General features: G+C 51.4%; 10 protein-coding genes. 9 read left to right on the forward strand and 1 reads right to left on the reverse strand.

The genetic code is table 11. From position 1 onward, the window contains the following. Positions 1-494 precede the first annotated feature (494 nt). From H8K04_00300 to H8K04_00335, 8 genes are all read left to right on the forward strand, one after another. Entirely contained in the window at positions 495-1,928 is a 1,434-nt protein-coding gene (locus tag H8K04_00300) for a glycosyltransferase family 39 protein (GenBank protein ID UVT16044.1), read from the forward strand. 974 nt (positions 1,929-2,902) lie between these two features. Continuing rightward, positions 2,903-3,781, forward strand: coding sequence for a hypothetical protein (locus H8K04_00305; protein UVT16045.1), 879 nt, complete (start codon positions 2,903-2,905; stop codon positions 3,779-3,781). 149 nt (positions 3,782-3,930) lie between these two features. Continuing rightward, positions 3,931-5,880 (forward strand): patatin-like phospholipase family protein, encoded by a 1,950-nt coding sequence (locus H8K04_00310; GenBank protein UVT16046.1) that lies wholly within the window; start codon positions 3,931-3,933, stop codon positions 5,878-5,880. Positions 5,881-5,972: 92 nt separating this feature from the next. After that, positions 5,973-6,500 carry a hypothetical protein gene (locus H8K04_00315; GenBank protein ID UVT16047.1) on the forward strand — a complete coding sequence of 176 codons (528 nt, stop codon included), beginning with the start codon at positions 5,973-5,975 and terminating at the stop codon, positions 6,498-6,500. Positions 6,501-6,850: 350 nt separating this feature from the next. Beyond that, positions 6,851-9,046: a hypothetical protein gene (locus tag H8K04_00320; protein ID UVT16048.1), complete on the forward strand. Its 2,196-nt coding sequence runs from the start codon at positions 6,851-6,853 to the stop codon at positions 9,044-9,046. A 340-nt stretch (positions 9,047-9,386) separates the two neighbouring features. Continuing rightward, complete coding sequence (locus H8K04_00325; protein UVT16049.1) at positions 9,387-10,364, forward strand: hypothetical protein; 978 nt, start codon at positions 9,387-9,389, stop codon at positions 10,362-10,364. 1,309 nt (positions 10,365-11,673) lie between these two features. After that, entirely contained in the window at positions 11,674-12,318 is a 645-nt protein-coding gene (locus H8K04_00330) for an acyloxyacyl hydrolase (GenBank protein ID UVT16050.1), read from the forward strand. Positions 12,319-12,565: 247 nt separating this feature from the next. Next, positions 12,566-13,102 (forward strand): metal-dependent hydrolase, encoded by a 537-nt coding sequence (locus H8K04_00335; protein ID UVT16051.1) that lies wholly within the window; start codon positions 12,566-12,568, stop codon positions 13,100-13,102. Positions 13,103-13,184: 82 nt separating this feature from the next. Here the strand turns inward: H8K04_00335 and H8K04_00340 are convergent, their stop codons facing one another. Next, a complete protein-coding gene (locus H8K04_00340; GenBank protein ID UVT16052.1) occupies positions 13,185-13,394 on the reverse strand; it encodes a hypothetical protein in 210 nt (69 codons plus the stop codon). Positions 13,395-14,441: 1,047 nt separating this feature from the next. Here H8K04_00340 and H8K04_00345 point away from each other — a divergent pair. Next, the gene (locus tag H8K04_00345; GenBank protein UVT16053.1) at positions 14,442-15,608 is read left to right on the forward strand and encodes a 4Fe-4S binding protein; all 1,167 of its coding nucleotides are present in this window, start codon (positions 14,442-14,444) and stop codon (positions 15,606-15,608) included. Positions 15,609-15,612: the final 4 nt, after the last annotated feature.

A 15,612-nucleotide genomic window follows, 5' to 3' on the forward strand; every position in this document is an offset into this window, starting at 1 on the left:
AGACATTCTGAAGACAATACCTGACTTTGTTTCCACCCCAAAAGCTCTTGCCGGAACATCCAACTTGGTATAACTGCGGTTGTCCCAGTTGGACCATTCCGCCATAGTTTCGAATACTGGCTTGTTTCTGAAGCGTGAACAATTGAGGTCGATACCCCCATCCGGCGCAGTAGACCTGGAGCACTCGCACGATCGCTCAGAAAATCAGGCCCGCAGCCACCAAGAGCGGCGCTTGTGATGTGGCGGATCGAAGCCGTGGACATGCCATACCTGATCGCTCATAAAGGTGGCGATAATGAGCCGACACCGGCGTTGTGGTCAAAGCATTTTTTCGTGACACCTTTGACGTAGATTTTTCCGCGTCACGCCATATGGTTTGCGTCTTATCACGGGCGTCTGCTATCCTCCGCTCCGCTGCGTATCTCTGGTTGGATCTCTCTCTCACCCCCAAGAAAAACGGTACGGATATGACGAAGGTGGACGCTAGACGGCGTATGCTGGACTGGGTCGTACCGCTTGGATTCGGGATGATTCTGTTCTTCGCGGTGCCTTTGCAAACGGCTCTGGAATTGAGTTGGGATGAGGGATACGAGCTGATGAAGGCACTCCTTGTGAGCCGCGGCCACGCGCTCTACCGCTCCGTATGGAGCGATCAACCTCCGGTCTTCACTGAGCTCCTGGCCCTGCTTTTCCGCGTTTTCGGAGCATCCGCTTTCGTCGGTCGGCTGCTGATCCTCTGTTTTGCCATGACCCTCGTGTGGATGGTATGGAAGCTCGTGAGCAACAGCTTCGGATCAGCAGCCGGTCTGATCGCGACAGCATTGCTGGTGTCGTCCTCGTCATTTCTTGAACAGAGCGTCGCGCCCATGATCGAGCTGCCGGCAACGACGCTGGCTCTCGCGTCATTACTATCAGCCTCACACTACGACTCCACGCGCAGAATGCTGTGGCTGGCGCTTTCGGGCGTGCTATTCGGTTGCGCATTGCAAGTGAAACTGACCAGTGCGATCTTTCTGCCGGCGATGGCTGTGGCATACCTGGACAAGAATGGCCGGAATCTTCGCACCGACCTGCTCCGCGACGTGGCGGTTTGGTTCGGAGCGGTCCTCGTGACGTCCGGCCTCATCGTCCTGAGGTTCTACGGAACGGATACCGTGTGGGAGTTCTGGGCGTCTCACTTCTCCGGATCGACGAACGCCGCTGTGCCCGACAGGTATACATTCAAGCCCGCTGCATTTTTCTTGGGTGCACGGTCGCTATCGGCTGCGACCGCATTGGGCATTGCGTTGCTCGCCTCGAAACGCCGACGGGACGTGTTGTGTCCGGCCACGTTGTTTGCCACCGTGCTGGCGATCCATTGGGTACACCGGCCGTACTGGTATTACTACAGCCTGCATTTCGCCATCCCGATGGCCTGGTTGGGAGCGGCAGGTATTGTCGGCTGGTTCGGGCTGCTCCGAGATCGAGCCGGGGCTTGGTGGGAGCGCAGGTCTCTGGACCGGTTGGTTTGGCTCGTCTATGTGCTTGTGATCACCCTGACGCTGGCAGACACTCCTCGGCTCATATGGAGCCACCTGCGGGGGTTACAGACCGCTCCTCTCGCGAGTGAGAATGAACTGGTTGTCGCGTTGCGAAAGCGGGCCTCGAACACAAGCTGGGTATTCGCCGATCGTCCGCTCTATCCCTTCTGGGCAGGGCTGCTGGTGCCACCCGAAATGGCAGGGATTCCGTACAAGCGTATCTGGTCGGGCAAAGTTACGGAGTCAACAGTGTACGAATGCATCGTACAATACAAGCCTGAGGCGATCCTATTTGTCCACACGCTCGCTGGCTGGGAAACCAGAGGGGCGTTGGCGGCGTACATTCGGGATCATTACGAGCACGAGCCTACTGGGGGCCGCGCGAAGCTATTTCATCGAACGCACTGACGACATCAGTGCGCGCCGATCTTCCTCCGCTCGTTTTCGTGAGAGGAGGTCATACACCACATTATTCAGCGGAATGGTTCCATCCTCTCGGTTCCTGCTCTTTATCACCACCAACGGTCTACGGCAGAAATCGACGACGTTTCATCAAGAAGCTAATCACCCAATACAGATGGGAGAAGCTCAAGTGTGAACCCATCCCTTACAGGGCTTTTTTAGGATGAGCCTACCTAGCGGCAGACTTGATCGGACAATGCTTCCAGACTGCAGCATGAATCGATTTGGATTCTATGTGAATCACAATGGATACCCTTCGTGGAGAACGATCGGTAATAGAAACACCAATATACTTAGGAATTCATATCATTCTATTTGCTTCCCCCTGGCTTGTCCTTTGCTTACGAAGCCTTCCGAACAAGTTTCCTCGATAAGTCACGAACGAATGGCGACAGAACCGTTGGTGTATCGATCGGCGACTGCGCGGCAGTGAGCCAGTTCGTCGAGTATGAAATGATTTTCGATGGCGTGAGCGGATTTCTTTCTGCATAGGGTCATAAAGATCTAATTGGAAGAGCTACTTGTCCTTATTCGGAAGATGAATTGGAGGATTCGAGCGGAGTCACTACTATCTGCCCGCTTTAAAATTGGAAGCCACATGAGCGTTTGGTTCTATCTCGCCCTAGAGCAAAAGATCCGAGTGTGATCACCAATGTTTGAACGAATAGCCAAATGGGAAGTGTGTGAAGCAAAGACTCCCATAAGATAGAGTCTCCAAATAAATGGCAAGCGCATGTTTCTCGATACGTGGGGTTTGTATTAGAACAGCATTAGGACATCTTCTTTATGGCTCTATGATGGCCTTGTTCTTATTGCAATCAGGGTGTGGGGCTATTGAATTGTGGTTACATAGGCCTAACACTGAGCAAAAGGCTATCACTGAGAGTGAGGATTGGAACGAGTGGAAGAAGTGCCCTCAGATGTCCTCTTCGTCAGCGGGGATTCAGCACCCTGTTTATTGTCTGGAGAAAGATTCTAACTCAAGTGATGCTGACTCCAAACCACCTCTGCTACTGCTCCATGAACTAAATGGATTGACCCCGCAGACACTCCGTTATGCTGCGGAACTCTCTCAGGATTTCACCGTTTACCTTCCAATGATGTTTGGCGAAAAGGGCAAGACATCATTTTTGAACAGGAAAGGATTGTGGGCGTACTGGGACTGGTTCGGGAGCGAATGGAGCGTTCCTTCAAAAGGCAGTTCTCCAATAGTGAATTGGCTTCGAGATGTTGTATCTGACATTGAGCAAAAGCATAAGTCTTCGCCAATACGCATCATCGGCAACTGCATGACGGGCGCCCTTCCACTTGGACTTCTTGGTAAGGCTGACGGGACAGATAATGCGAATATTGATGCGGTGGTCTTAGCGCAACCAGCGCTACCCATGAGGTTCTGGTGGTGGCACACGGAAGATGATTACAAGTCTTTGGGCTTATCGAATGACGACTTGATGGCAGCTCAAAAAAGTAAGGCTAAAATACTCGCTTTGAGATTTCAAACCGACTGGATCTCACACCCAGGGAAGCGGGAAACTCTCCGCAGCAGCGAATTAGGATTCGGGGATCGACTCAGTGTTGCCGAAATATGTGCGAGGGACTATGACCCCGAAGGCAAAAAACTGAGACCCCATAGTACGCTGATCGGGGAGTACGACGCCGTTGGAAAAGTGGGAGAGCTGTCGAAACGCACTCGCGAAACCGTGCGTAACTTTTTATTGCATCCAACAAATACTGTTGTTGGCAATAGCGAGTGCTCATCGAAGGTAAACGCGGGAAGCACACTCGACTCGGCGAGGTAGCGAAGTTAGACAGTTGGGGAAAAGAGCCTTGGAAACGGGGGAGAACCCAAGATTGATGAAGTGGATGACGCTGCATAACATCTTCTGGAAGCCATTAAAGAACCTACCAAAGCTTACACAATTTAATAGGGCCGAACAGAGAGGACGTTGTGACAAACGATCATGAACCACCGAATGATAGGTTTTGCGACCTGGTAATGAAAGGTGGAACTACAAGCGGTGTGGTGTATCCCAGGGCAATTGCGGAATTATCTCATCACTATCGTTTTAGGAGTATTGGAGGAACATCAGCTGGTGCAATTGCTGCTGCGGTAACAGCGGCTGCGGAATACCAGCGGCGACGCACCGGCTCACGGAAAGGTTTCGATGAGCTCAACAATATTCCAAACGAACTTGCTGATGAAGTTGCGCCAGGTACACGCAAGTTGCTCACCTTGTTCCAGCCGCAGCCTTCCATGCGCCGACTCTTTTCGGTGTTAGTCTGGGGTTTGAACCGCGAGACCACTTCCTTGCGCATAGGTTGGACCATCATAGGATTTCTGCGTGTCTACTGGCTGGCTACACTAGGGGCGGTGGGATTGGCCGGCTTGTTCGGAGCTGTTTTTGTGTGGCATTTCGCCGTCATTGGATTAAGCTGCATCGCCGCATCCCTGATATTTGTTATTGCATTGCCGGCATTGGTTGGCACGCAAGTTTTTGCTGACATTACGAGACGGCTGGTAGACAACAACTTTGGTCTATGCACCGGTATGACCGTAGATGCAACTGCAGAACATTCTGAGGAGAGATCTAGAGAGACAGCTAGAGATGGGCTCACCCCATGGCTGCATAATCTGATCCAAACGGCGGCGGGACGTAGTATCGAAAGCGATCCCCTCACGTTCGGAGACCTGTGGGACGCACCTGGTCTTCCTTCTTGGTTGAATGCATCCACCAATCCCAAACCGCGTTCGATTGATCTGCAAATGTTTACCACTAATCTATCTCATGGAAGGCCGTACATTCTCCCTTTATCGGAAGGGAGCTCGCAACAGACGAGGTTTCGAGATCGTGAACGCCTCTTCTTCAAAGAGAAGGAGATATTAAAAGTTCTGCCTGGGAATGTTGTGAAGTGGATGACAAATAATTCCAAACCATACAGCGTGGATCCTGGTAGAGAAGGTAAAGACCCCGACGTTAATGACCCAAGTACACAAGATTTGAGGGCCTTACCTCATCCGAAAGACTTTCCCATTTTATTGGCGGCGCGCATGAGCCTATCATTTCCTTTTCTCTTCTCAGCAATTCCACTTTATGCCATCGACTATGACCTACCCAGTACAGATAGGAAAGTTCGTTGCTGTTGGTTTTCGGATGGAGGTATCAGTTCCAACTTTCCCATTCATCTATTCGACGGTTTGGTGCCCATGTGGCCGACCTTCGGCATTACCCTCGAGTCCAGGATTAAAGGGCGACGGTCGGTCTTTCTTCCGGACGAATATAGATTTGGCTATGGGGAACGATGGAACCAGATACCGGACAAGGAAGAGAATGCCCCATTGAGTAGATTGGGCAAGTTCATCTGGGCCATCATCTGCACAATGCAAAACTGGAACGACAATTCCCTTGCACGCATGCCAGGAGTGAGGGACAGGGTTGCTCGTATCAGGCTAGATGAACATGAAGGGGGTCTCAATCTCAATATGGAGAAAGATTTCATAGATAGAATTGCCGCCCTTGGTGTGAAGGCAGCAAATGAGCTAGTTGAACGATTTGCTCTAAAAGGATCAGAGGGCTGGGATGAACATAGATTTGTCAGACTGCATGTTCTACTGAAGATGTTTGAAGCTAGATCGCCTGGAGTCTTAACCGCTCTTGCCACGGACGGTGGAGGCACAGCTGATTTTGCATCACTGCTAGATAAAATGATGAACGCAAAGGACCAGAGTGGAAATTCTATTCCACCAGCTGGGTATGAGAAACCGATGACAAAGGAAGAGCGTGAGGCGATAGACGACTTCATCATCGCGTTGCAGAACCTTGCGATGAAGACGGAACCTCAATCAGTCTCATTCAAACCAATCCCTCGGCCGGAACTGCGAGTGCGTCCACCGCTCTAGATTGAGCAGTAAACGACGCAGTGTTACATCTCAATGTCGTGGAATAAGGGTAAGCGTTAACATTGTGGTTCGCTTAATGAATAGAGGTAAGTATGCACCCATTTTCATGGGTAACACCCGTATATCGTTGGTATTTACTTGCAGCACTTCTTATCTCGACTGCCGTATTGATGGGCAAGCTGGCATCACAAGGGAAATCTCTTATAACGGATGCGGCACCAAGAGGAATGTTGTCCTTTCAGTTTAGCTGGAATGAATCAGGTGCGAAGAACATTCTTAATTCCTGGGAGCATCTGAAAGCAAAAGCGCGCGACCAACTGTTTTTGGACTATGTCTTTTTAGCAATCTATCCATTATTTCTTTCATTAACCTGTGGAATGCTGGCAAACACTCCTGGAAATGAATGGGTAACCCTTGGTGCCTTTCTTTCATGGCTAATCCTTCTAGCCGGACCCTTGGATGCGGTAGAGAACTATGCGCTCCTTGAGATGATCAGATCGGGTGCATCCGAGGGCATGGCTAAAGTGGCGGGGTGGTGCTCCGGGTTCAAGTTTGCTTTTGTATTATTAGCACTTAGCTACATTGTTGTTACGGCAGTCGTTATAGGGATCTTAATATGACTGTCACAGCCGAATTTATGCGGCTATGGCCATGCTGAGCGGAAGGTTTCTGGATGTACTAACCGAGGCTGTCCCACATCCGCCTTCCGAACTCGCCCTATAAGCAGCGGAAGACCATCAGCCTTTACCCTGCCACGCGAATATATACCGCGCGAGACATTAGCATATGACCTGCGCGTGATCGGTTGAACCGCTGATGCTGCAATGGGAACCTAGTATAGCTATGCAATGCCTCGGAAGAAGATATGACTTACAAATAAGGTTACGTTGGGTGAAAACGGTATTTGGCATAGGATGTACCTCTTGTCCAACCACTTTCTGTAAATCGTAATGTGAATGAGGAGGGATGAATGCACTGCTGCTCGCAAACTCAAGGCCAATATCACGCAGGATCAAATTGTGGTCAATATATGGTCCGGCTATTGACCACTTTAACTCTGTTAGGTGCAGGGTTCCTTCTCTTGGGCTGTTCATCGCGATTACCGTACTATATTTCAATTGATTCAAAAGGGGAAAGTCCGTCTGTCTCCATTAAATGTGTCCTTCCATTAGACCAAATTGTTAAGACAGTACTCATGGATCATCTAAGAGAGGATCTTCCGCACGAAAAGATCGCTCCGGACACGGTCCGCGCCATACAGCGAAGATTTGAACTGGCGATCGCGTTGGCTGAAGTAGAAATGGGGGTATCAAGCCAAAGACCCGAACTCCTCAACAACGCGGAGGATGAACTTCTTGCAATCCAGGTACACGAGAACTTGAAGGAGCGCACATGCGAGCAACGCCCAGATGACGCAAAGGAAGATAGACTACTGCCTACGAAAGTCCAGATGCGGGGGGTCGCGTCTAAAGCCATTGACCCATTGAGACCCGGTCAACCACCGGCCGAGTTTTGGCTCCGACAGGTGGGACGCAAATGGATGGCGACATATTCACTCGATCCAGCAGATCCCGATCATTCAATAGATCGGTTTGAGGAGTTCGTGAACTCCTCGCAGCTGTTTCAGACGCTGGCGAACATACGCTTACAAGCAGATGACGCCGAACAACGGAGCACATGGATAGAAGATGTTCGTGATGATGCCTCATCACAATGGTGTGGCAAACCAGAATCGCCCTGCATGGAGCAGCGTAGTCTTTACAAAATCATTACCAAGCCGGACGATCTGTACACACAGAGACTTCCTAACTTGATCAAACATATCTCCGAGCAGACTGACCCCAGTATGCGCCATCAGCAGCGCATTCTCATCCTCGGCTACCAACTACCCTGGGACGAAGATCGCACTCTCGTCCGTTATGGTGTCACCTTCTATTTCGCGGATCGGCTTGATCCAGTCAACAAGACCACTGTGACCAAATTAGTGGGATATGACCTGGTCTATGCCAATGAAGCGACACCAGCTCCTCGAGCCCAAGAGAAAAGGGAGCAACAGAAACCTGACCAAACCCCCATTTGGATGCAAGCAGCAAATTGGGCTGGGTATCCGTTCTCCGCCGCGATCGGATTAAAGAACGCAGCCTTCGAGTTGACAAAGATCCCGTTCAGCACTTTAGCAGCCTTTGTTGCCGGCCGCGATCCCCTGAATTACCCGGTCCAAGACTTCCTCAACGCCTGGGATGCCCTAGTCGTGGAATTTGGGCGACCTCGTCGTCATATTTTGGCAAGCTTTTATCGATTCCTGACCGAAACACCATTGGTCGGTCAAGCATTTCAGTACAATTGGGGCGCAGATTTCTCCGAACCGGACCAATTACCTTTAAACCTGCGGCGAAAGATATTTCTGTCTCGAGGTATTTATGGCGGACATAAGTGGGGGCAAGATACTGGGTTATGGGCAGCATTCGCTCAACAGGTTTATCCTCTCACCTATGATGTGTACAGCCCCCCATACCGACACGGGACAGCGATTGATGTCACATGGTCTATGTTCAACCTTTCGCATGGCCCCGCCTATACCGAAGCGCGCTATGTGATGGAAAACGCTAATCCTGATGATCGTATTTATCTCGCAGGTCATAGTGGGGGGGTGCAGAGAAGTGCTGCAGCTTCGCGGATCCTGTGGCACCATCGCTATCGGGTGATTAAGGTCCTCGGAATTGCGGGACCTAGTATCGGGCAAGCCTTTGTCGATCCTCGATACCCCGAGGCCTTTCCCGTCTATTTGAGTGCAGGTCCGGGAGCCAATGAGGATATTGTTTCGAAGATTGGGCTCGTCGCGGAGGGGTTCAGCAGCATCCTTCGTTATGGCATCGTTGTTCCTGCGAAATATGTCGTCGGTATTTGCTGCCTCACCGCCACCCGATGCCGCGACGCGGTGTATAGACATGCTGACCGCATCGGGTACTCAAATGCCGAGATAGTGAGAGTCCAACAAAAGCCCTCCAGTCAACATCAGACTCCGTTTCGCCTCGCATTAGGCAATCGACTGATTTTTGATGCTTATGTCCGCAGTGAATTTGCAACTGCCTTTCGTGAAGATTTGGAACGGCCAATGCGGCCGAATCGAACGGATCGTCCGGCTGCCTTTGACTGGGACCACTAAGCGACTCGGTTCGGGAAATCTAGGGAGCTTCACCACACAAGCGGAAGGAGAACGGACCTGACGCAGATTTCCTTAAGCCATTTAAAATTAGGTGAAATGGAGAAAGACCATTGCCTTGAGTCTGGGTAGTTGTTCAGCCGAACGTCGTGGATTGACAGTCGTTAGAGCCCTTCAGAAACGTCAGGCACACCAAGAAGAGTGATGTGGAAGGGGAGGTGACACTATGGCTAGACCGGGCAAAAAGAAACCGAGTGGAAAGAGAAGTCGGAAGTCTTTTCAAGGCGGAGGTAAAGCCACAGCCAGCAAGGGCGGACCCGTATCCCTTGCCGAGGCGCAAGCTTTGGCAAGGACGCAAATCCAGAAAGTAATGCGTGGGCACCAGCGACGTGGGGCTCAAAAAAGAGTCGGGCCACCGGGAGGAGAAGTATTTGTCGCATTGAGAGATTTAGCACAGGCACGCCGGAAGGTGCGTGAAGCATACAAGCGGGAACATCAAGAGCGGATCAAGGAATACACTGGTGTAATGAAAATTATGAAGATCCGGGGCGTCAAAGGCCTTCCCTCTACGTCCCAGCCACTTCAAATCTTAGCGGAGGGTGATTCCTGGTTTGATTATCCATATCCAAGGTTTGGTGGCGGCATCATTCCGCGACTGGACCCACTAATTGGAGTCGAGATTCTCAATTTGGCAAAAGCTGGGGACCAAGTTCGGAAAATGATGGATGTGGAGCAGCGAAAGGAACTTGTTGAGCATTTGCAGGATGGGAGTCCGACGGGGGGCCCATGGGACGTGCTGCTTTTCTCTGGCGGGGGCAACGATGTAGTAGACAATCACTTGGAGGCGTGTATCAAGGAATACAATCCGGCGATACCCTTGCCCGACCATATCGAGCAAGGGAACTATGACGCTGTCCTTAGGCTTCTGCGAAAGGGCTATGAAGATTTAATTGCCATACGAGATGCAACGAGCCCCGCAACGCATCTAATATTTCACGCTTACGACTTTGCCATACCTGACGGGCGAGGGGCCTTGTGGTTTGGACCCTGGCTGGAACCTGCATTTAATCACCGTCACTTTCCTCGCCGTCCGCAACTGCGTGAAAAGATCGAGGTAGTGAAAGCGATGTTGCAACAGTTCGCCATGTTGCTCCAATCGCTGGAACGACCTGGAGTGACGTTCATTAATGCGCAAGGCACGCTTTCGCCACAACCGAGTTCATGGCATAATGAAATGCATCCAGGCAAAGTCGGCTTCAATCGCTTTGCGCAGATCTTTCACAATAAATTGAAAGCACTTTTTCCTGGTCGCATTCTGTAACAGGTCTCATTTGTTGCGGGTCCGAGAACTGTTCAGCGTTGGTGGTAAGAATGAAGCGCAAACACTAGACACAATATGAAAATCAGGGTCTAACGAATAGTCGATCGATCACTAACGCTCTCCTTGCAAGAACCATGGGTTTAGAGTGCTTAGGCAACATCTCTCATCAACGTTAAGCCGCCAAAGCATTCACGTCAATTTGGAATGTCAGGGGATCGCTTCCCCATTTAGTAGATCCCGTTGAGGACACCATCTGTCTAAAAGTCAGAATGATGATTCCTGAGAAGCGACCAATTTGTGACAAGAATTTGCAGGAAGAGAAGGAATAGGATGGAAATATATAGAATCAATAGAAGGCCATAACATGCAGGTATTGCAGATAAATTGGGGAAACAATTGCAATAGCGAGCACTTGTCAAAACACCACAATTTGAACTTATAAGACAAGGGCCCTGGGTTCGAGTCCCAGCCGGCTCACCACGTTGGACTAGAGACAGAACTTTCAAAACGACGCTCATCCTCAGTCCGCCTGCCTAGCCTCTGCCATGTTGGGTTGACTCGGCGACGAACAGGTCTGGGAAGCGAAATAGCCCACAAATCCATCTTCCCTTGAGTTGGCTCTAGCGAACTCTTCATCAGGCTGCCGCAAGATGCGTGACGGTTCGTAATCATGCCGTTGCGATGGTGATGTACAAAACCAACGCATGTTTGTTTTGAGTATGAGTGACGACCACCGATGTGTTATCACCTTAGCACTGACTGTGTGGCGGACGCGGGCCACTCCCTGCAGTAATCCTCACAGTATAAGAATAACGTTTCGAACCATTACAACCTGTCGTGGAGACGTAACAATGCCCAAAGCCCGCAGTGCTGGCCAGTGTTATCGATGCGAAGCCGGAGATCGAGTCAGGATGACCTTCATGACGTGCAGCCGTTGCCGCCGGTATTTCTGTAGTGAGCACGGCACGCCGCAATTGGAACAATGCGACACATGCCTTGAGGGCGGCGAAGAGATGGACTAGGGGATGATCAATCAGCCGCATCGTGTCACCTATCTTTCAATAAGTTTTGGTCACTCACCGAGCCGGCCGGTCGTTCATAGGACGCTTCGAACGCGTTATCCAAACACTATTTAGCCTCTTAGCCTCGAGTCCGCGCAAAACCGGACGCTAACCACACGCACTACTGAGTTATCAAAGGCGAGTCTCTCTGACAAGACTCATCGACGACACGATCCGGCCCTCGACGTCGCGTGAACTCCAAGCCATCGCATAAATAGGTAACTTCGTAGTAAGAAGTAACGTTGTCAATGAACAAAGATACTGTATCGCCCTATGTTGGACTCATAGGGGTATTTTTCTCGGTCTGGGCTGGAGTGATCCAACCCTGTTGGGCTCAATCAGAGGCCATATCACCGAACGCACGAGCTATTCTGAAGCGCGGAACGATAGAAGCCGGCGGGTCGGTAGGGTACTGGAATGAGTTCCTCTTTCCCACCGAGGCACACTCGGCAAACCGTTACGCCGTCTTTATCATGCCCAGGATAGGGGTGGTCATGACCGATGAAATGCATGCCGGCGTGCTCTCGGGGAACCTGGAGGTCCTTGCGGAACCGTTCTATGGTCGGTTCAAGAACGGATTTTCTGCCGATGCAGTCGGGAGTTCGCTGGTCATCAAATACAACCTACTCTCATTCGGACGCTGGGTGCCATTCTGGGATGCTGGAGTTGGATTGCTGTGGACCGATCTCGCTCCCCGGATTGCTGAGGACAGTAGTCAGGTGAATGTTGCCCTTGAGACTGGGCCAGGTGTTCAATACTTTGCGACGACACGCATGGCTGTGACAGTGGGAGTGCGATACCATCACATTTCGAATGCCTGGATAGGAGAACGGAACTTGGGGTTGGACGCCGCGCTTCCGTATGCTGGAGTGTCTTGGATCTGGTCACACTAAGGCTGCTGAAAGCCAGGTGTACTGCCGCCACGCGGCAACGACCAGCTTTTTCGGTCGTACAAAGATCAATCCGCCCGCTCCGCGTGACTGGCACGTGGACCGGTTCTTGTTTGTGTACCACTCCATGACATGCTAGCCTTCCTTGTGGCCTTTCTAAGCGAAGGCTTCATTCTGCGCCAACGTGGCATCGAGTTCTGCCGCGTGGTGCGTCCCATCCACGGATGGCCTTGCCAATGCACGACACCTAATGGACCCGATCACGCACACATGTTCCGGTATTCTGCTGGGGCAGGGGCTGCGTCCGCTCACGGCGGTGCGGAAGACGACGCTGCTGGTGGCGGGACTGGCCGCCTTTGCACCGGATCTCGATTCCGTCAGTTACCTCTGGGGATCGGACGCCTTTTACCGGGTGCATCATACTTACACGCATACACTTGTGGGGGTTGTACTATTGGCGCTGGTGCTAGCCGCCATCGAGAGCCGCTGGCTCAAGACCCTGTCCTTCTCGCGTCTGCTGGGGCTCAACATGGTCGGAGGCGCGATCCATCTATGCGGCGACATGATCGCGCTCTGGCCGCTCCGGATCCTCTGGCCATTCAGCGACTATGATTTCGTCCTCAAATGGACCAGTGACTTCGATTATGTGGTGCTGGCGGTGGTGGTCGTGGCGACTGGCTTATCCGAAACGGATGGCTTTCAGCATCGTGCCCCCTGGATCATCGCCGGCGGGTTTCTCATCCTTCTTGCCTATTTTCTGCTCATCCCCGGTTGGGGAGGGGCCTGAATCCGGTTTCGCCGGAGATGAGCAATAACATGATGCCCGCTGTGCACTCGTTCGCCCCTGCGTCGCTAAAATGGGGAAGAGCTTATCTATCGAATGCATCGACGATCTGTTTCGCCTCCTTCCAGGCTGCCGATTTGGCCTCCTGACGGGACGAGAAGGTGCCATCAACGTGCCCTTCCTGGCATCCATAGCAGCTTTGTCTGAATTCAATAATGGTATAGGAACATTGCCAGGTTCCGTCAGTCTGACAGATCGGATCCAATTTGATCCTCCGTCGTTTATATTTCAGCATGGACGTTCTCCAGTCTTCTGCCATTCTCCGCCTCGGACTCAGCTTCGTGTGAACGCATTGTGGCATAAGCGCGCATGTACGTGACTTATCCTACACAAAATAGTGTACTGGTATCAACTAGTAGTGCGCTGTGTTTCGGACAAGAACTTTGCAAGGTGCCATCTGACATATTGGAACTCAGCCTGTGAACGCAGGATTCACACGCAAAGCCCAAGACCGTTGACGCGATCTTGTTGTCCGGGTGAGTATCAGGTAGTGGGTTTGAATGAATCGATGATGCGCTGTGCGGCTTTCCTCGCAGCAATCACGGCCTCGGCAAGTGTCGGAAGGATCCCCTCAGGATATCTCTCCTCGTATCGCGTGAACCACTCTATAGACTCACTTTGAGTAATCTTAACTTTCAGCATCACATCTTTGTCGACTTGCCCGTCAGGTTCAATCTTGGTCCGATCGACATCGTAATACGGTTGAATGATCTGCAGTTATCACTCTCGTTGGTGATGATGTCGGTCAGACTTCGGTGCATTTGGTTGAACGCCGCTTGATCGAGATGTGCCACCATCACAAACGATCGATCATGCCTGTCTAATCGAATCCGATGGTCGGGGAAGTTGGTCTTCGGATAGGTCCGCCGCGTGAAGTGCCGCCAAACCAGACCGCCGACACAACCACTTTTTGGAATCCCGTGATCGTAATTCTGAGCTGGGATGAAGGAGTCGACAAGGAGCTGTTACGCAAGTAGATCATGTTTTCATCACTCATTTGAATTTTTCATACTATCCATACCAAAGCGGTACTAAGTCGGTTAGTTGTCCCCGCCTATCGAGGGGATATCTACGTACAAATTCAACATGTATACACGCACATACAGTCTAACATTAGAATTGGTTTACGAGAGCCAAACTGATTTTCAGGCAAGAAGTGAGAGGGCAAATGAAGCAAGTTGCGGCGGACATGCCCATTCAGCTCATCAGTATTGAGAGACGGCCCCATCATCAGACCGAACCAGCTACGTCATGCAAGGTACCCGCTTCCGGGAGCTTGCCGATGACGAGGCGACACAAGTACCGAATGATTGCGTTGGCGCTTGTGCACGCCTATATCGCCTTCCATATGATTGCCTGGCACATCTTCGGGATAGAGATCTGGGGCAAGACTGCGATGATGGGGGTCCCTTCGCTTGCGAAGGGGACCATCAATGCTGCCTCGATCATGGTGTTGCTGATCCTAGGATCAATTTTGATTTTTGGACGTGGATTTTGCGGGTGGGTCTGCCACATGCGTGGTGCGATCGAATTTGCAGATTGGGTTCTTGTCAAGCTGAAGATCCCTCGCTATCAGAAAATAAGGGACAAGAATTTGCTCATCAATACTCCCCATCGCTGGTTGCTGAGAATCGGAGCCCTATTTGTGCTCTTATTGCCCGTCATTATTTTGGTCCATAACACCGGGTTTCAGTCGAAAGTGAGCCCGATGGCCCCTCCACCTCTCGCTGATCTGCCGGGCTATGAAGGAAAGGCTTTTGCGAAAACCGCCTGGTTCAACCTTGATATCAACCCAACCTGGCACGATTTCTTTATCGCGTTCGGCTTGGCCATGTTCATTCAATTCACCATGAGTATCGTTCTCAACCTTCGCTACGGGCAGGGAGCGTTTTGCCGGGTACTCTGCCCCTATGTCACCCTTATGGTTCCCCTCATGAATCGGTCTCCTTTTCAAGCGAAGATTACCCGTGTGGCTCAGTGTATAGGGTGCCGGGACTGTAGTAATGCCTGCCCACAGGGAATCGATGTGAGTAGGGAAATTTGGCATTTTGATGGAAAAGTCACGAACCTCGAATGCATCAAGTGCTATGCCTGCATCGATGCGTGTGATGACAATGTGTTGAGAGATACCTCACTGCCGGCCGTTCCCCAAACGGATCGGCTAAAACCGTACGAAAAGCGTCCCTGGCAGCAGGAGGTGGTGCGAAAAGATGGGCTGCTCAGCAATAGCCGGCACATGCAGGTGTTCGAGCCACTCGGTCCGGTGGCCGATTTTTCATCGCTTCTCGTCGCCTTGGTGTGCGGCGGCATCACTTCACGGTTTGGGGGATTTTGGTTTTATCCGGGCGCCATTCTGTCTTTCATCGCGTTTCGAGAATGTTGCCTGTATCTAACGAAATGGTCCTCTGAGATCAAGCAGAGGTCGGCAGTCGTGCCTGGCAAGGGGTGAGTTT

The sequence above is a fragment of the Nitrospira sp. genome, assembly GCA_024760525.1.
Taxonomy (GTDB): Bacteria; Nitrospirota; Nitrospiria; order Nitrospirales; family Nitrospiraceae; genus Nitrospira_D.